Genomic DNA, 16,686 nt, shown 5'->3' on the forward strand with positions numbered 1-16,686 from the left:
GCCGAGAGGACCTCAGCGGACCTCACTGCCCCTCCGGCGTCCCCGCCTCCTCCCCCTTCGGCGCGCTCTTCGCGTGGGTGCGCAGGCGTGATGTGACGTCTTCCGGGGGGAGGAAGCGGGACCAGCGTTCGGGGAACTCGGACGGCATGTCCGGGTCGTCGGGGTCGGTGTCGCCGCGGTGGGCGGCGGCGCGGGCGACGTACTCGGCGACCTGGGCCTCGCGCATCCGCTCGTTGGCGGCGCGGGCCGCGGCGGTGGCGGCGGCCGGCCAGACCCGGTCGATGGCGGCGTTGACGGCGGCCCCGACGAGGACGGCGAAGGCGGACACGCCGATCCACAGCATCACGGCGACGGCGGCGGCCAGCGAGCCGTAGATGGTGGCGCCCTCGACCGTGTTGGTGAGGTAGATCCGCAGCAGGAAGCTGCCCAGCACCCACATCCCGAGGGCCACCAGGGCGCCCGGCACGTCCTCGATCCACGGCGAGCGCACCGGCACGGACACGTGGTACAGCGTCGTCAGGAACGCGATGGACAGCACCATGACGACGGGCCAGTACAGCACCTGCACAAGGGTCTCCGACCACGGCAGGATGTTCAGCACCGCGTCCGGCCCCGCCACCATCAGCGGCAGCGCGACCGAGCCGATCACCAGGGCCACCAGGAAGAGCACGAAGGCGACCAGCCGTGTCTTGACGATGCCGCGGACGCCGTCGAGGCCGTACATCACGGTGATCGTGTCTATGAAGACGTTGACCGCGCGCGATCCCGACCACAGCGCGAACAGGAACCCTATGGAGATGACGTCGGGTCGGCCGCCCTTCATCACGTCGTCCAGGATCGGCTGGGCGATCTCCGAGACCCCCTTGTCCGACAGGACCGTGCGGGAGGCCTCCAGGAGGTTCGTCTCCAGGCTGCTGATGGTGTCGGTACCGGTCCAGTCGTCGACGTAGCCGAGCAGTCCGATCATGCTCAGCAGCAGCGGGGGGACGGAAAGCAGCGTGAAGAACGCCGCCTCCGCCGCGAGACCCAGGATCCGGTACTCGATGCACGAGTTGACGGTGTCCTTGAGCAACAGCCAGGCGGTCCGGCGCTTGGAGACGTTCCGGTAGAGGGCACGAGCCCGGTGGAGACGGCCTGAGGGGGGCGTCTCGGGGGATTCACTTGCTGGCTGCACGAACTAAAGGTATCCGCCGCGGGAGGCTCGGCTCATCCCCCGGTGGCGCGGCCGGGTCACCGCTTCCGTCCCATGTGAGGCGTGGCGTGCCAGTGTGGTGACCTGCGCCGTACCGAGGGGTAGGTTCGCAGACATGTCCGGCAATACCCATACCGTGACCAACCAGACCCCACCGCTGGTCGGATACGACGTCTACAGCGCCGACAGGGCCCTGACCGAGGCCGTCGAACGGCACCTCGACCCCGCCCTCCTCGACGAGGTCCGCGGCGAGCTGGCGGCGCTCGGCCGCACCTCCGGCTCGGCGCAGGTGCAGGAGTGGGGCGTCCAGGCGAACGAGTATCCGCCCCGGCTGCGCACCCATGACCGCTACGGCCGTCGAATCGACGAGGTCGACTTCCATCCCGCCTGGCACCGGCTGCTCGGCAAGGGCGTCTCGGCGGGCCTGACCGCGGCCTGGGGCCGGCCCGGCGGACATCTGCGGCGGGCGGCGGCGTTCCTCGTGTGGACGCAGGTCGACGCCGGCAACTGCTGCCCGCTGTCCATGACCCACGCGGCGGTGCCCGCACTGCGCACCGACCCGGCACTGGCCGCCGAGTGGGAGCCGCGGCTGACGTCCATGATCTACGACCGTGAGCTGCGCCCGGCGCCGTTGAAGGCCGGGGCGCTGTTCGGGATGGGCATGACGGAGAAGCAGGGCGGCAGCGACGTACGCGCGAACACGACGTCCGCCGTGCCGCTGGCCGAGGACGGGACGTATGCGCTGACCGGGCACAAGTGGTTCTGCTCGGCACCGATGTCCGACGGTTTCCTGGTGCTGGCGCAGGCCCCGGAGGGCCTGACCTGCTTCCTCGTACCCCGCGTGCTGGAAGACGGCACCCGCAATGTGTTTCTCCTCCAGCGCCTCAAGGACAAGCTGGGCAACCGGTCGAACGCCTCCAGCGAGGTCGAGTTCGACGGGACCTGGGCACGCCGGGTCGGCGACGAGGGGCGCGGAGTGCGCACCATCATCGACATGGTGGCCGCGACCCGGCTCGACTGCGTGCTCGGCTCGGCGGGCCTGATGCGGCAGGCCGTCGTACAGGCGGTGCATCACTGCACCCACCGCGAGGCGTTCGGCGGGAAGCTCCTCGACAAGCCGCTCATGCGCAACGTACTGGCCGATCTTGCCCTGGAGTCGGAGGCGGCGACCACCCTCGCGCTCCGGCTCGCAGCCGCCTACGACGACGGCGGCGAACAGGAGCAGGCACTGCTGCGGTTGGCGGTGCCTGCCGCCAAGTACTGGGTGACGAAACGCTGTACGCCGGTGACGGTGGAGGCTGCCGAGTGCCTGGGCGGAAACGGTTACGTCGAGGAATCGGGCCTGCCGCGGCTGGTACGCGAGTCACCCCTCAACTCGATCTGGGAGGGCGCCGGCAACGTCCAGGCCCTCGACGTCCTCCGCGCCCTGCGCCGCGAGCCCCACGCCCTCAACGCCTACCTCCAGGAGGTCGGCCAAGCACGCGGAGCCGACCACCGCCTGGACGCAGCGATCAAAGACCTCCTGACCGACCTGGCCGACATGGGCGGCATCGAGGCAAGGGCCCGCCGCCTCACCGAACGCCTGGCCCTGGTCCTCCAGGGCTCCCTGCTGGTCCGCTACGCCCCACCGGAAGTCGCGGACGCCTTCTGCGCGTCCCGCCTGGGCACAGACGGCGGAGCGGCTTTCGGCACACTGCCGCCAACCTTGGACCTGGCGTCAGTCGTCGAGCGAGCCCGCCCGGCCTGACCTCGCAGGCCGGGCGCTCACTCCGGAAGGCCCGGTCCGCGTGGACCGGGCCTTCGGGGTGAGCGGTTGTGCCGGGTCAGTCGGTGATCGCTGCCTTCAGGGTCGACGTCGTGCCGCTGGGCCGTTTGAAGGTGCCGGTGGCGTAGTACTCGGTGGTGCCGACGGGGTTGGGCGTGGTCCGGGTCACCGTCGCGGAGTAGGCGCTCGTCCGCTTGGTGCACGACGGGTCGCAGAGATCGAGGGTCTTGGACGTGCTGACGCCGTCGATGATGGATCCGATCTTGATCGACCGCGGGATTATGTAGCCGCCGCTGGCCGGCGTGTAGGTGAGGCGGCTGCGCTCCTGGTGGATCTCGCGGTAGCCGCGTGACTGGTACTGCACGCACACCTTGCCGGCCGCGTACGTGGCGCACTTCTCGGCCCCCGTGCTCCACCTGCTCCAGGAGGCGTGGAGGTCCCAGACACTGCCGTCGTTGAACTCGCCCCGTACCTTGTACGGCCCGGAGTTGAGGGTCTGGACAGGGGACCAGGCGGAGGTCCACGCGGCGGTCTTCATGGTGCAGCCGCCCGCGCAGACCTGGGCGAGGGGCTCGCCGGTGGACCAGTGATAGGTGGTCGGCTTCATCCCATAGCCGTTGAGGGGAGAGAGGATCACCCTTCCCCTCCAGCCGGTGACCGAGCCGGAGTCGGTGACGCGCTTCTGCACCTCGGCGCAGATCTGCCCCTTCTGAGTAACGCCGTCGAGGGCGGTGTACGACTTGCAGACCTTGTCCATCGCCTGCCAGGTGGTGGCGGCCGAGGCGCTGGAGGCGCCGGCGACGGTCCCCGCGCCGACGAGAGCGGCGGTCACGGCGAAGGCCGCCAGGTTCTTCCTGGTCCTTCGCGTTGTGGCGATGATGCGCACAGATTCCCCGATTCATCTCTGTGGTTACCGAGGCAACTGTGTGACGACAGCCGACTCGTGTGGCGACATGGCCGGTGTCAGCCCTGCACGACGGGCACAGTAGCCCGGCCCGGTCACTGAGTGTGCCGGTCGTTTGCCCCACACCTTGAACCCCGGCCTGACCTCGCCGGCCGCGCTGTCCCACCTAAGGGGCGCGGGGCTGTATCTATATGCGGCTCCGCCGCGTGGGCGCGACCAGCCACAACGAACCCGCAGACGCCAACGCACAGCAGGCCCACCCGCCGCCGCGAAACCCGGCCCAACCGCCGGAGGCGGGGGTGGTGCTGCGCCGACACGGCACCACCCCCGCCATTGGCCCATTCGAGGCCACGAACGCCGCCCGAAAGCGACGCGCTGCTCAAGTTTCAGTCAGGCCGCGCGCAGACCACCAGGGTTGCAAGGGGTTGCAACTTGTTGGCGTCTGTGTGCGGAGGGTGTCCCTCCGCTCGCCGCGAACGGCACTATAAAGACGAACATTCAACAAGGGACCGGAGGCGAACTCGCCGATGAACGTGACGCAACTCGCCGCCGTCGACGCGGCGCAGGCGGCGCGGGTACTCAGCGAGGTCCGGGACGCGACCCTCGCCGGGCAGCGCACCCGTCTGCCTCCGCGCCCGGTGATCGGGGAGTCGTGGGGACGCATGCTGCGCAGCGGTGTCGACCCGGACCACGACTTCAGGTCCGGGCTGCTGAACACCGAGGAGATCCAGCGGCGCCGGGAGGACTCGCCGCTCAGACATGTGCTGCCGGTGCTGCGGGAAGGGCTGTTGTCGGTCGCGGACGTCGCGCACCACATCATGGTGGTCGCGGACGCCGAGGGCAGGGTGCTGTGGCGCGAGGGGTCTTCGCCGGTGCTCCGCAAGGCCGACGGGCTCGGCTTCGAACTCGGCGCCGACTGGCGCGAGGACGTCGTCGGCACCAACGGCGTGGGCACAGCGGCGGTGGTGCGCCGGCCCGTACAGGTCTTCGCCGCGGAGCACTTCGTACGGTCCCACGCCTCCTGGACGTGCACGGGCGCCCCGATCACCGACCCCAGGGACGGCCGCCCGATCGGAGTCGTCGACCTGAGCGGCCCCTTGGAGACCATGCATCCGGCCACGCTCGCCTGGGTCGACTCGGTGGCCAAGCTCGCCGAGGCCAGGCTGCGCGAACTGCACCTGGTGTCACTGGAGCGGCTGCGCGCGGTCGGGGCGCCGGCGCTGGCCCGGATCGCCGGCCGGGCCCTGGTGGTGGACCGGGACGGCTGGACGGCGGCGGTGACGGGGATGCCGTACACGGACCGGATCGCGCTGCCCAAGTCCCTGTCGCCGGGCCGCCGGTGGATGCCCGCGCTGGGCTTCTGCTCGGTGGAGCCGCTGGCCGAGGGCTGGCTGGTGCGGGCCGACGACGAGCCGGTGGCGCACGGCGGCGCTCGGATCGCGCTGGATCTGACGCAGCCGCGCCGCTGGTCGGTGACGGTGACGGCGTCGGGCGGCGCGGGCTCCTGGACCCATGAACTGAGCCCCCGGCATGCCGAGTTGCTCTACCTGCTGGCCCTGCACCGCACCGGCCGCAGCGCGGCCGGGCTGGCCGAGGACCTGTTCGGCGATCCGGGCCGCACGGTGACGGTGCGCGCCGAGATGTCGCGGGTACGCCGCTATCTCGGCGGATTCCTGGAGCACCGCCCCTACCGCTTCCGCGAGGACGCCGAGGTCGACATCGTGCTGCCGGACGACCCGCATGCGGTGCTGCCGCACTCCACGGCTCCGGCGGTGGCCAAGGGACGGATGTCGATTCATGTGCCCTGAGGGGGACAAGAGGTGGCATCTTCCGCATAATTGCAGGGTCTTCATCATGGGCGGCCACGGACTGCCGTAGCATCCCTGTACGGGCCACACCCCACCTGCTCCTCGGTCAACGCAAGGACCAACAGGCGCAGTTGGCTCGCGTCTGGAGGTTGGATGATGAGTCGCGGCCGACACCGCCGACGCAATCGGGGCAGGGCGCTGCGCGCCGCCCTCGCCGGAACCGCCCTCGCGCTGACCGCGGCCGCCACCATTGTCAGCGCCTCGCAGGCCAACGTCGGCAAGGAGACCGGAGCGCTGAAGCCGCTCGCCTCCGCCGCGGACATCGACCCGCTCCGGCTCCAGGAAGACCTCGTGCCCGCGCGCACGCTCGACCGGCTCGCCGACGAGATGGGCAAGCCCGTCGGTGTCGGAACCGTCCTCGACAGCGCCGACCACACCCTGCGCACGGCCTCGGGCTGCACGGCCGCCGAGCGCACGGCACTGCCCGTCGAACCGACGGCCACGCGCGCGTACTGCTGGGACGAGGCCGACACCCTGGGCTGGCAGCCCGGTGCGGTCACCTCCTCCGGGGACGCCGACGACGACGGCTGGTGGGGCGGGAACCGGGCGATCCTCTCCGGCTGGAGCGGATCCGACGCCTCAGGCGCGAGCGCGGCCGGCGCCCAGGGTCTCGCCCGGGTCGCCTTCGTCGACGCGAACGACCTCGGCCGGCTCAGTTACACCTGGGCGCTGCTCGCCGTGCCGGTCGACGACGGACGTGACTACCGCGCCCTCGGCTCGCGGGTGTCCGGCATGGTCTGGTACCAGGACAAGCTGCTGGTCACCGCGGACGGCGGGGACGGCACCGCGCTGTATGTGTACGACATGGACCGCGTCCAGCGCGCCACCGTCACCAGTGCCGCGGTCGGCCGGGTGCGCGGCGGCTCGTCGGCGCACGGCAACCCGTGGGTGCTGCCCGCCGTCGCCTCGTACCGCCTGACCGGCGGGGCCTGCGACCCGGCCTCGGACACCGGCGTGCCCTGCCTCGGCGGCATCTCCCTCGACCGCAGCTCCACGCCCGACAGCCTGGCCGTGAGCGAACGGGCCGGCCCGGACGGCGACCGGCCCACCCGCCTGTGGCGCTACTCCTTCAGCACCGACCCCGACCGCACCGGCCTGCTCGCCACCGACCCGGCCGGGCGCGTACGCGCGGACGAGGCGTACCGGACGAAGACGCCCGGCATAGGGGGCGTCCTCTCCCACCAGGAGGTCGGCGCCACCCGCGCCGACTGGTACCTGGCCGGTACGGGAGCCGGGCGCGGCACGCTGTGGCGACAGAACGGCGAAGACGCCCGGGCCACGGAGTGCGGGACCGACGAGACCCACCGCTGCTGGAGCGCGAGCACCGCGTCCCTCTCCTACTGGGAGGCACTGGGGGAAGTCTGGTCGCAATCGGGCCGGGTACTGTTCGCACTGCCGCTGGCCTCGGTGGACAGATCGCTAGGCTGAAGCGCCTCCTTCTGAGGCGCCCCAGCTGAAGCGCCCCGAAGGGGCGCGGGGAACTGCGCGACCAGCCACAACGAACCCGCAGCCGATCGACAGACCCCTCACCCGGATGATTCCCTGGCGGTCATGACGAACATCCCCGTGACCACCTGGTCCCTGGAGCAGACCGACCCGGCCGACCTCCTCCCCGCCGCCGCGCCCGAGGGCGACATGAAAGTCGTCCGCGCCGAAGTCCCCTCCCCCGAGTTCAGCCGCTTCCTGTACACGTCCGTCGGCGGGGACATCCGCTGGACCGACCTGCTCAGCTGGACGTACGCGCAGTGGCAGGAGCACCTGGACCGGCCGGGTGTGGAGACCTGGGTCGCCTACGACCGGGGCACGCCGGCGGGGTACGTGGAGCTGATCCCGCAGGACGACGGGGTCGTCGAGATCGAGCACTTCGGGCTGCTCCCGGCCTTCCGCGGACGGCGGATCGGCGGGTATCTGCTGTCGTACGGCACCGCCCGCGCGTGGGATCTCGCGGACCGCTGGCCCGGGCGGGCGCCGACGAAGCGGGTGTGGCTGCACACTTGCAGCAAGGACGGCGAGTTCGCGATGGACAACTATCAGCGCCGGGGCTTCAAGCTCTTCGACACCAAGGTCGAGGAGGAGCCGAAGGTGGCCGCACCGGGCCCCTGGCCTGGGGCGCACCCCGCCTGAGGGCTTCGGCTTACCCTGTCTGGCCTGGGCAGACACCGGCTGTTTCGGGCCATGTGACCGACGACACCCTTGTCCCACGATGCGGGACAAGGGCGTCCGCATGATGGACGAAGCTGGACTGTGTCCAGATCGCCGTGACACGCTTCCGTCATGTCTGGAACTGGAATTGCCTTGGTGAGTCGGCGGCACGTCGACCTCGGCCGCATGTCCAGCGCCATCTGTCCGGCCCGCTGAGAGCCCAGCCGCGCCGACATCCCCCAGTTCCATCCGATTTTCCGCGCAATGTCGCGCACGTATGCCCATGCGCCGTACGCGCAGGTCAGAGCCGCTTCCCGCCTGTCCCGAAGGACGAACCACCATGGCCGCCACCCCGGAGAACCCTGCCGCCGCGACTCCCCGCCGCAAGGTGAGCCGTCACCGCGGTGAGGGCCAGTGGGCCGCGGGGCACTTCACCCCGCTCAACGGCAACGAACAGTTCAAGAAGGACGACGACGGTCTCAATGTGCGGACACGCATTGAGACGATCTACTCCAAGCGCGGCTTCGACTCGATCGACCCCAACGACCTGCGCGGCCGGATGCGCTGGTGGGGCCTGTACACCCAGCGCAAGCCCGGGATCGACGGCGGCAAGACCGCGATCCTGGAGCCGGAGGAGCTGGACGACGAGTACTTCATGCTGCGCGTCCGCATCGACGGCGGCCGGCTCACCACCGAGCAGCTGCGGGTGGTCGGTGAGATCTCGCAGGAGTTCGCGCGGGGCACCGCCGACATCACCGACCGGCAGAACGTCCAGTACCACTGGATCCGGATCGAGGACGTGCCGGAGATCTGGGAGCGGCTGGAGTCGGTCGGCCTGTCCACCACCGAGGCCTGCGGTGACACGCCCCGTGTGATCCTCGGTTCGCCCGTCGCCGGTATCGCCGAGGACGAGATCATCGACGGCACCCCGGCGATCGAGGAGATCCACCGCCGGATCGTCGGCAACAAGGACTTCTCGAACCTGCCCCGCAAGTTCAAGTCCGCGGTCTCCGGCTCGCCGCTCCTCGACGTGGCGCACGAGATCAACGACATCGCCTTCGTCGGCGTCAACCACCCCGAACACGGCCCCGGCTTCGACGTCTGGGTCGGCGGCGGGCTGTCCACCAACCCGAAGATCGGCCAGCGCCTCGGCGCCTGGGTCCCGCTCGACGAGGTCCCGGACGTCTACGAGGGCGTCGTCTCGATCTTCCGCGACTACGGCTACCGGCGGCTGCGCACCCGCGCCCGGCTGAAGTTCCTGCTCGCCGACTGGGGCGTGGAGAAGTTCCGCCAGGTCCTGGAGGACGAGTACCTGAAGCGCAAGCTGATCGACGGCCCGGCGCCCGCCCAGCCCGTGGAGCGCTGGCGCGACCACGTCGGTGTGCACCGGCAGAAGGACGGCCGTTTCTACGTCGGTTTCGCCCCGCGCGTGGGCCGCGTGGACGGCACCACCCTCACGAAGATCGCCGAGCTGGCCGAGGCCCACGGCTCGGGCCGGGTGCGGACCACCGCCGAGCAGAAGATGCTCGTCCTCGATGTCGCCGAGGAGCAGGTCGAGTCGCTGGTCGAGGGCCTGCAGGCGCTGGACCTCACGGTGAAGCCCTCGCCGTTCCGGCGCGGCACCATGGCCTGCACCGGCATCGAGTACTGCAAGCTCGCCATCGTCGAGACCAAGGCGCGCGGCTCCGCGCTGATCGACGAACTGGAGCGCCGTATCCCGGACTTCGACGAGCCGATCACCATCAACATCAACGGCTGCCCGAACGCCTGCGCCCGTATCCAGGTGGCGGACATCGGTCTCAAGGGGCAGCTGGTCCTCAACGACCAGGGTGAGCAGGTCGAGGGCTTCCAGGTGCACTTGGGCGGCGCGCTCGGTCTGGAGGCCGGCTTCGGCCGCAAGGTGCGCGGTCTGAAGGTGACGTCGGACGAGCTGCCGGACTACGTGGAGCGTGTGCTCAAGCGTTTCGAGGCGGAGCGCGAGGAGGGCGAGCGGTTCGCCGCCTGGGCCTCGCGGGCCAGTGAGGAGTCCCTCTCATGAGCGAGCGCGCGGCCCCCTTCTACTGCCCCTACTGCGGCGACGAGGACCTTCGGCCGAGTGAAGCCTCGGAAGGCAGTCACGGCGCGTGGGAATGCGCGGCGTGCAACCGCGCATTCCAGTTGAAGTTCCTCGGGCTGCTGACCCGGGGTCTTCGACCGACCGACGCAGGGGGCAAACAGATATGAACACCGTTCAGGAAGAGCGCACGACCGACGATCTCAAGGCGCTCGCCGAGCAGGCGGGCCGTGACCTGGAGGACGCCTCGGCGCTGGAGATTCTCCAGTGGGCCGCCCGCACCTTCGGGAACCGTTTCTGCGTTACCTCTTCCATGGAGGACGCGGTCGTCGCGCACCTCGCCTCCCGTGCATTGCCCGGTGTTGACGTGGTGTTCCTCGACACCGGCTATCACTTCCCGGAGACGATCGGGACCAGGGACGCGGTGGAGGCGGTGATGGACGTCAACGTCATCACGCTGACCCCGCGTCAGACGGTCGCGGAGCAGGACGCCCAGTACGGCCCGAAGCTGCACGACCGCGACCCCGACCTGTGCTGCAAGCTGCGCAAGGTCCAGCCGCTGGAGGAAGGCCTCAAGGACTACGCGGCCTGGGCGACCGGACTGCGCCGCGACGAGTCCGAGAGCCGCGCCGACACCCCCGTCGTCGGCTGGGACGAGAAGCGCCAGAAGGTCAAGATCTCGCCGATCGCCCGCTGGAGTCAGGACGACGTCGACGCCTATGTCGCCGAACACGGCGTTCTGACCAACCCGCTGCTGATGGACGGCTACTCCTCCGTCGGCTGCGCCCCCTGCACCCGCCGCGTTCTGGAGGGCGAGGACGCACGCGCCGGCCGCTGGGCGGGCCGCGCCAAGACCGAGTGCGGGCTGCACCTGTGACCATCAACCCGACCCTGGAGATGCAAGTGACGACCGGAGCCACCGTCTGGCTCACGGGTCTGCCGAGCGCCGGCAAGACCACGATCGCGTACGAGCTGGCCGGCCGGCTGCGCGAGGAGGGCCACCGTGTCGAGGTGCTCGACGGCGACGAGATCCGCGAGTTCATCTCGGCCGGCCTCGGCTTCTCCCGCGAGGACCGGCACACCAATGTGCAGCGCATCGGCTTCCTCGCCGAACTGCTGGCCCGCAACGGCGTCAAGGCCCTGGTCCCGGTGATCGCGCCGTACGCCGACAGCCGCGAGGCGGTGCGCAAGCGCCACCAGGACAGCGGGGCGCCGTACCTGGAGGTGCATGTGGCCACCCCGGTCGAGGTGTGCTCCGTACGCGATGTGAAGGGTCTGTACGCCAAGCAGGCGGCGGGCGAGCTGACCGGGCTGACCGGGGTCGACGACCCGTACGAGGAGCCCGAGTCGCCCGACCTGCGGATCGAGTCGCACAACCAGACCGTGCAGGAGTCCGCGGCCGCGCTTTACGGCCTGCTCACCGAAAGGGGACTGGCATGACGACGACCGTGGTCACGGCGCAGGAGGGTACGGACACCCCGTACGCCCTGTCCCACCTCGACGCCCTGGAGTCCGAGGGCGTGCACATCTTCCGTGAGGTGGCGGGTGAGTTCGAGCGGCCGGTGATCCTCTTCTCCGGCGGCAAGGACTCCATCGTCATGCTGCACTTGGCGCTGAAGGCGTTCGCCCCCGCGGCGATCCCCTTCTCGCTGCTGCACGTGGACACCGGGCACAACTTCCCCGAGGTGCTGGAGTACCGGGACCGTACGGTCGCCCAGCACGGCCTGCGGCTGCATGTCGCGTCCGTGCAGGACTACATCGACCGCGGTGTCCTCAAGGATCGCCCGGACGGGACGCGGAATCCGCTGCAGACACTGCCGCTGACCGAGAAGATCCAGGCGGAGAAGTTCGATGCCGTCTTCGGCGGCGGGCGGCGGGACGAGGAGAAGGCCCGCGCCAAGGAGCGGGTGTTCTCGCTGCGGGACGAGTTCTCGCAGTGGGACCCGCGCCGCCAGCGCCCCGAGCTGTGGAACCTCTACAACGGCCGCCACGCACCCGGCGAACACGTGCGCGTCTTCCCGCTGTCCAACTGGACCGAGCTGGACGTGTGGCAGTACATCGCCCGCGAGGAGATCGAGCTGCCAGAGATCTACTTCGCGCACGAGCGGGAGGTGTTCCAGCGGGCCGGCATGTGGCTGACCGCCGGCGAGTGGGGCGGGCCGAAGGCGACAGAGACGGTGGAGAAGCGGCAAGTGCGCTACCGCACCGTCGGCGACATGTCCTGCACCGGCGCCGTCGACTCCGACGCGACGACTCTGGAGGCCGTGATCGCCGAGATCGCCGCGTCCCGGCTCACCGAGCGCGGCGCCACCCGCGCCGACGACAAGATGTCCGAGGCCGCGATGGAAGACCGTAAGCGCGAGGGGTACTTCTAACGATGACCAGCACCACGGAACCCACCGAGCCGCTGTCGGTCGAGCAGTTGTCGGAGACCACCCTGCTGCGTTTCGCGACGGCGGGCTCGGTCGACGACGGCAAGTCCACGCTCGTCGGACGGCTGCTGCACGACTCCAAGTCGATCCTCACGGACCAGCTGGAGGCCGTCGAGCACGCCTCCCGCAACCGCGGCCAGGACGCCCCCGACCTCGCCCTCCTCACCGACGGTCTGCGCGCCGAGCGCGAGCAGGGCATCACCATCGACGTCGCCTACCGCTACTTCGCCACCCCCAAGCGCCGCTTCATCCTCGCCGACACCCCCGGCCATGTGCAGTACACCCGCAACATGGTCACCGGCGCCTCCACCGCCGAGCTGACGGTCATCCTGATCGACGCGCGCAACGGCGTCGTCGAGCAGACCCGCCGGCACGCGGCGCTGGCCGCGCTGCTGCGCGTCCCGCACGTGGTCCTCGCCGTCAACAAGATGGACCTCGTCGACTACAAGGAAGCCGTGTTCGCCGCGATCGCCGAGGAGTTCACGGCGTACGCGACCGAGCTGGGCGTCCCCGAGGTCACCGCGATCCCGATCTCGGCGCTCGCGGGCGACAACGTGGTGGAGCCGTCCGCGGTCATGGACTGGTACGGCGGCCCGACGGTGCTGGAGCACCTGGAGACGGTGCCCGTCGCCCACGACCTGAGCCACTGCCACGCCCGGCTGCCCGTGCAGTACGTGATCCGGCCGCAGACCGCCGAGCACCCGGACTACCGGGGCTACGCGGGCCAGATCGCCGCCGGTTCGTTCCGCGTCGGCGAGCAGGTCTCGGTGCTGCCGTCCGGCCGCTCGACGAAGATCAGCGGTATCGACCTGCTCGGCAAGCCCGTCGACGTCGCCTGGACCACCCAGTCGGTGACGCTCCTGCTCGAGGACGACATCGACATCTCGCGCGGCGACCTCATCGTGCCCAGCAAGGACGCGCCGCCCACCACGCAGGACATCGAGGCGACCGTCTGCCATGTCGCGGACGCCCCGCTGACCGTCGGCCACCGGGTGCTGCTCAAGCACGGCACCCGCACGGTCAAGGCGATCGTCAAGGACATCCCGTCCCGGCTCACGCTCGCCGACCTGTCCCTGCACCCGCACCCGGGACAGCTCGTCGCCAACGACATCGGCCGGGTGAAGATCCGCACCGCCGAGCCGCTGCCGGTCGACTCCTACGCCGACTCGCGCCGCACCGGCTCGTTCATCCTGATCGACCCGAACGACGGCACCACGCTCACCGCGGGCATGGTCGGCGAGTCGTTCGCCTCCCCGGAGCCGGTCCGGGACGAGGGCGACGACGACGGGTGGGACTTCTGACCATGGACTCTCCCGATGTCTACTCCACGTTCGCGAAGGAGGGCGGCCGCGTCGGCAGCGGCGCCCTCGGCAGCGGGCAGGGCGGAGTGGCGCGATGTGCGTGCTGACGTACGCGCACCGCTCGCGCGCCCTCACCCCCCACCGCCGTAGACGAAAACCTGCCGACCTCCCGGCCACGACCTGAGAGACCGTGACCGCCGGGCCTCCGAGAGGAACCCCTCCCGTGCCTGCCACATTCGCCGTACGTCGCACCCTCGCGGTCATCGCCGCGCTCCCCCTCCTCACCCTCGCCGCCTGCGGCTACGGCTCTCAGGCCGAGGACGACGACACCGCCAAGGTGGCCGCGGGGGCGGAGAAGACCGACGGTCTCGACTCCGTCCGGATCGGCTACTTCGGGAACCTGACCCACGGCACCGCTCTCGTGGGGGCGAACAAGGGCTACTTCCAGAAGGCGCTCGGCGCGACCAAGGCCCAGTACCAGATCTTCAACGCCGGTCCCTCCGAGATCGAGGCGCTGAACTCCGACTCCATCGACATCGGCTGGATCGGCCCCTCCCCGGCGATCAACGGCTACACCGCGTCCGGCGGCAAGAATCTGCGCATCATCGGCGGTTCGGCGTCCGGCGGTGTGAAGCTCGTCGTCAACCCGGACAAGATCAAGTCCCTGAAGGACGTCAAGGGCAAGAAGATCGCGACCCCGCAGCTGGGCAACACGCAGGACGTGGCGTTCCTCAACTGGATCTCGGAGCAGGGCTGGAAGGTCGACGCGGAGAGCGGCAAGGGCGACGTCTCGGTGGTCCGCACCGACAACAAGGTGACCCCGGACGCCTACAAGTCGGGTTCCGTCGACGGCGCCTGGGTGCCGGAGCCGACCGCGTCCAAGCTCGTCGCCGAGGGCGGCAAGGTGCTGCTGGACGAGGCGGACCTGTGGCCGGACAAGAAGTTCGTGATCACGAACATCATCGTGCGACAGGAATTCCTCAAGGAGCACCCGAAGGCCGTCGAGGCGGTGCTGAAGGCCTCGGTCGAGGCCAACAAGTGGATCAACGCCAACCCGGACGAGGCCAAGGCGGCGGCGAACAAGCAGCTCGAGGCGGACTCGGGCAAGGCGCTGCCCGCCGATGTCCTCGACCCGGCCTGGTCGTCGATCCAGTTCACCGACGACCCGCTGGCCGCCACCCTGAACACCGAGGCGGAGCACGCGGTCAAGGCCGGCCTGCTGGAGAAGCCGGACCTGACCGGCATCTACGACCTCACGCTGCTCAACAAGGTCCTCAAGGCCGAGGGCGAGAGCACCGTCGACGACGCCGGTCTCGGCGCGAGCTGACCGAACGACCCGATGAGTTCCCAGGAGGTGACGACCATGGCCACGACCACGACCCTCGCCAAGGCCGCCGACGGCGCCGCGACGGACGAACACGCCGCCCGGATCGAGCACGTCTCGAAGTCGTTCGCGGGCCCCGCCGGACAGCAGCTCGTGCTGGACGACATCAGCATCGATGTCGCGCCCGGCGAGTTCGTCACGCTCCTGGGGGCCTCGGGCTGCGGCAAGTCCACGCTGCTGAACCTGGTGGCGGGGCTCGACGCGCCCACCGCCGGGTCCATCACGACGGACGGGCGCCCGGCCCTGATGTTCCAGGAGCACGCCCTCTTCCCGTGGCTGACCGCGGGCAAGAACATCGAACTCGCCCTCAAGCTCAGGGGGGTCGCGAAGAACGAGCGGCGCGACAAGGCCGAGGAACTGCTCGAACTCGTACGGCTCAAGGGCGCGCACGGCAAGCGGGTGCACGAGCTGTCCGGCGGTATGCGCCAGCGTGTCGCCCTCGCCCGCGCGCTCGCGCAGGAGAGCCGGCTGCTGCTGATGGACGAGCCGTTCGCGGCGCTGGACGCCATCACGCGGGACGTGCTGCACGACGAGCTGACGCGGATCTGGGCGGAGACCGGGGTGTCCGTTCTCTTCGTCACGCACAACGTGCGCGAGGCGGTGCGGCTGGCGCAGCGCGTCATCCTGCTGTCGTCCCGGCCCGGCCGGATCGCCCGCGAGTGGACGGTCGGCATCCCGCAGCCCCGCCGCATCGAGGACGCCCCGGTCGCCGAACTGTCCCTTGAGATCACCGATGTACTGCGTGGGGAGATCCGCCGTCATGGCCAGCACTGACACGAAGACGACGGAGGACCCCGGGAGCATCGAGGCGGGCCTCGACGCGCTGGAGACCTCGGTCAGCGGCCGGCCGCCCTTCCGGCAGACCCTCCGCGAGAAGATCCTGCCGCCCATCATCGCGATCGCCGTGGTCCTCGTCGTCTGGCAGGGACTGATCTCCCTGAAGATCGTCGACGACCCCGCGAAGCTGCCCTCCCCCGGTGCCGTGTGGGCCGAGGTCGAGGACGCGTGGCTGAAGGGCACGCTGCTCGACTACATCTGGACGAGCGTCTCGCGGGGCCTGTTCGGCTTCGCGCTCGCCCTCGTCATCGGCACACCGCTCGGCCTGCTCGTGGCCCGGGTGAAGTTCGTGCGCGCGGCCATCGGCCCGATCCTGTCCGGTCTGCAGTCGCTGCCGTCGGTGGCGTGGGTGCCGGCCGCCGTGATCTGGCTGGGCCTGAAGCCCGAGATGATGTACGCGGTGATCCTGCTCGGCGCGGTGCCGTCGATCGCCAACGGTCTGGTGTCCGGCGTCGACCAGGTGCCGCCGCTGATCCTGCGCGCGGGGCGGACGCTGGGGGCGACCGGACTGCGCGGTACCTGGCACATCGTGATGCCCGCGGCGCTGCCCGGCTATGTGGCGGGGCTGAAGCAGGGGTGGGCCTTCTCCTGGCGCTCGCTGATGGCCGCGGAGATCATCGCGCAGGCCCCGGACCTGGGCGTGGGCCTCGGCCAGCTGCTGGAGGTGGGCCGCACCAACAGCAGCATGGCGACGGTCTTCCTCGCCATCCTGCTCATCCTGTTCGTCGGTATCGCCATCGATCTGCTGATCTTCAGCCCGCTGGAGCGGTGGGTACTGCGCACCCGCGGTCTGCTGGTGAAGAGCTGA

16 protein-coding genes are annotated in these 16,686 nt (G+C 70.2%); 14 read left to right on the top strand and 2 right to left on the bottom strand.

Going from position 1 to position 16,686, the window contains the following annotated elements:
- Positions 1–22: 22 nt before the first annotated feature.
- The gene (locus tag AB0I98_RS08020; RefSeq protein WP_362936950.1) at positions 23–1,174 is read right to left on the bottom strand and encodes a YihY/virulence factor BrkB family protein; all 1,152 of its coding nucleotides are present in this window, start codon (positions 1,172–1,174) and stop codon (positions 23–25) included.
- A gap of 133 nt (positions 1,175–1,307) precedes the next feature.
- On the opposite strand from AB0I98_RS08020, the gene AB0I98_RS08025 reads away from it, so the two are divergent.
- A complete protein-coding gene (locus tag AB0I98_RS08025; protein ID WP_362936953.1) occupies positions 1,308–2,939 on the top strand; it encodes an acyl-CoA dehydrogenase family protein in 1,632 nt (543 codons plus the stop codon).
- Positions 2,940–3,015: 76 nt separating this feature from the next.
- Here AB0I98_RS08025 and AB0I98_RS08030 read toward each other — a convergent pair whose 3' ends face one another.
- Complete coding sequence (locus AB0I98_RS08030; protein ID WP_362936956.1) at positions 3,016–3,843, bottom strand: hypothetical protein; 828 nt, start codon at positions 3,841–3,843, stop codon at positions 3,016–3,018.
- A gap of 545 nt (positions 3,844–4,388) precedes the next feature.
- Here AB0I98_RS08030 and AB0I98_RS08035 point away from each other — a divergent pair.
- The 13 genes from AB0I98_RS08035 to AB0I98_RS08095 all read left to right on the top strand — a co-directional run bounded on the left by AB0I98_RS08035 (position 4,389) and on the right by AB0I98_RS08095 (position 16,686).
- On the top strand, positions 4,389–5,669 hold the full coding sequence (locus AB0I98_RS08035) for a GAF domain-containing protein (RefSeq protein ID WP_362936959.1): 1,281 nt from the start codon (positions 4,389–4,391) through the stop codon (positions 5,667–5,669).
- 153 nt (positions 5,670–5,822) lie between these two features.
- Positions 5,823–7,157: a hypothetical protein gene (locus AB0I98_RS08040; RefSeq protein ID WP_362936962.1), complete on the top strand. Its 1,335-nt coding sequence runs from the start codon at positions 5,823–5,825 to the stop codon at positions 7,155–7,157.
- A gap of 123 nt (positions 7,158–7,280) precedes the next feature.
- Complete coding sequence (locus AB0I98_RS08045) at positions 7,281–7,853, top strand: GNAT family N-acetyltransferase (RefSeq protein WP_362936965.1); 573 nt, start codon at positions 7,281–7,283, stop codon at positions 7,851–7,853.
- Positions 7,854–8,003: 150 nt separating this feature from the next.
- On the top strand, positions 8,004–8,087 hold the full coding sequence (locus AB0I98_RS08050; protein ID WP_310591794.1) for a putative leader peptide: 84 nt from the start codon (positions 8,004–8,006) through the stop codon (positions 8,085–8,087).
- A gap of 124 nt (positions 8,088–8,211) precedes the next feature.
- Entirely contained in the window at positions 8,212–9,909 is a 1,698-nt protein-coding gene (locus AB0I98_RS08055; RefSeq protein WP_362936968.1) for a nitrite/sulfite reductase, read from the top strand.
- Positions 9,906–10,094: a hypothetical protein gene (locus tag AB0I98_RS08060; RefSeq protein WP_362936971.1), complete on the top strand. Its 189-nt coding sequence runs from the start codon at positions 9,906–9,908 to the stop codon at positions 10,092–10,094. Before AB0I98_RS08055 ends, AB0I98_RS08060 begins: the two co-directional genes overlap by 4 nt.
- Positions 10,091–10,801 carry a phosphoadenylyl-sulfate reductase gene (locus AB0I98_RS08065; RefSeq protein ID WP_362936974.1) on the top strand — a complete coding sequence of 237 codons (711 nt, stop codon included), beginning with the start codon at positions 10,091–10,093 and terminating at the stop codon, positions 10,799–10,801. Before AB0I98_RS08060 ends, AB0I98_RS08065 begins: the two co-directional genes overlap by 4 nt.
- A 26-nt stretch (positions 10,802–10,827) precedes the next feature.
- Entirely contained in the window at positions 10,828–11,364 is a 537-nt protein-coding gene (cysC, locus tag AB0I98_RS08070) for an adenylyl-sulfate kinase (protein WP_362936976.1), read from the top strand.
- Positions 11,361–12,299 (top strand): sulfate adenylyltransferase subunit CysD, encoded by a 939-nt coding sequence (gene cysD, locus AB0I98_RS08075; protein ID WP_362936979.1) that lies wholly within the window; start codon positions 11,361–11,363, stop codon positions 12,297–12,299. Before cysC ends, cysD begins: the two co-directional genes overlap by 4 nt.
- 2 nt (positions 12,300–12,301) lie before the next feature.
- A complete protein-coding gene (locus AB0I98_RS08080) occupies positions 12,302–13,657 on the top strand; it encodes a GTP-binding protein (RefSeq protein WP_362936982.1) in 1,356 nt (451 codons plus the stop codon).
- A 223-nt stretch (positions 13,658–13,880) separates the two neighbouring features.
- A complete protein-coding gene (locus tag AB0I98_RS08085; protein WP_362936985.1) occupies positions 13,881–14,984 on the top strand; it encodes an aliphatic sulfonate ABC transporter substrate-binding protein in 1,104 nt (367 codons plus the stop codon).
- Between the two features lie 12 nt (positions 14,985–14,996).
- On the top strand, positions 14,997–15,815 hold the full coding sequence (locus AB0I98_RS08090; RefSeq protein ID WP_362936988.1) for an ABC transporter ATP-binding protein: 819 nt from the start codon (positions 14,997–14,999) through the stop codon (positions 15,813–15,815).
- Complete coding sequence (locus AB0I98_RS08095; RefSeq protein ID WP_362936991.1) at positions 15,802–16,686, top strand: ABC transporter permease; 885 nt, start codon at positions 15,802–15,804, stop codon at positions 16,684–16,686. Before AB0I98_RS08090 ends, AB0I98_RS08095 begins: the two co-directional genes overlap by 14 nt.

The organism is Streptomyces sp. NPDC050211 (assembly GCF_040656035.1).
Lineage (GTDB): Bacteria > Actinomycetota > Actinomycetes > Streptomycetales > Streptomycetaceae > Streptomyces.

Excerpts from the sequence above, each read along its gene's own strand:
- AB0I98_RS08025 (WP_362936953.1), top strand. The coding sequence starts at position 1,308 with ATGTCCGGCAATACCCATACCGTGACCAACCAGACCCCACCGCTGGTC.
- AB0I98_RS08035 (WP_362936959.1), top strand. The coding sequence starts at position 4,389 with ATGAACGTGACGCAACTCGCCGCCGTCGACGCGGCGCAGGCGGCGCGG.
- AB0I98_RS08040 (WP_362936962.1), top strand. The coding sequence starts at position 5,823 with ATGATGAGTCGCGGCCGACACCGCCGACGCAATCGGGGCAGGGCGCTG.
- AB0I98_RS08045 (WP_362936965.1), top strand. The coding sequence starts at position 7,281 with ATGACGAACATCCCCGTGACCACCTGGTCCCTGGAGCAGACCGACCCG.
- AB0I98_RS08050 (WP_310591794.1), top strand. The coding sequence starts at position 8,004 with ATGTCTGGAACTGGAATTGCCTTGGTGAGTCGGCGGCACGTCGACCTC.
- AB0I98_RS08055 (WP_362936968.1), top strand. The coding sequence starts at position 8,212 with ATGGCCGCCACCCCGGAGAACCCTGCCGCCGCGACTCCCCGCCGCAAG.
- AB0I98_RS08060 (WP_362936971.1), top strand. The coding sequence starts at position 9,906 with ATGAGCGAGCGCGCGGCCCCCTTCTACTGCCCCTACTGCGGCGACGAG.
- AB0I98_RS08065 (WP_362936974.1), top strand. The coding sequence starts at position 10,091 with ATGAACACCGTTCAGGAAGAGCGCACGACCGACGATCTCAAGGCGCTC.
- cysD (WP_362936979.1), top strand. The coding sequence starts at position 11,361 with ATGACGACGACCGTGGTCACGGCGCAGGAGGGTACGGACACCCCGTAC.
- AB0I98_RS08080 (WP_362936982.1), top strand. The coding sequence starts at position 12,302 with ATGACCAGCACCACGGAACCCACCGAGCCGCTGTCGGTCGAGCAGTTG.
- AB0I98_RS08090 (WP_362936988.1), top strand. The coding sequence starts at position 14,997 with ATGAGTTCCCAGGAGGTGACGACCATGGCCACGACCACGACCCTCGCC.
- AB0I98_RS08095 (WP_362936991.1), top strand. The coding sequence starts at position 15,802 with ATGGCCAGCACTGACACGAAGACGACGGAGGACCCCGGGAGCATCGAG.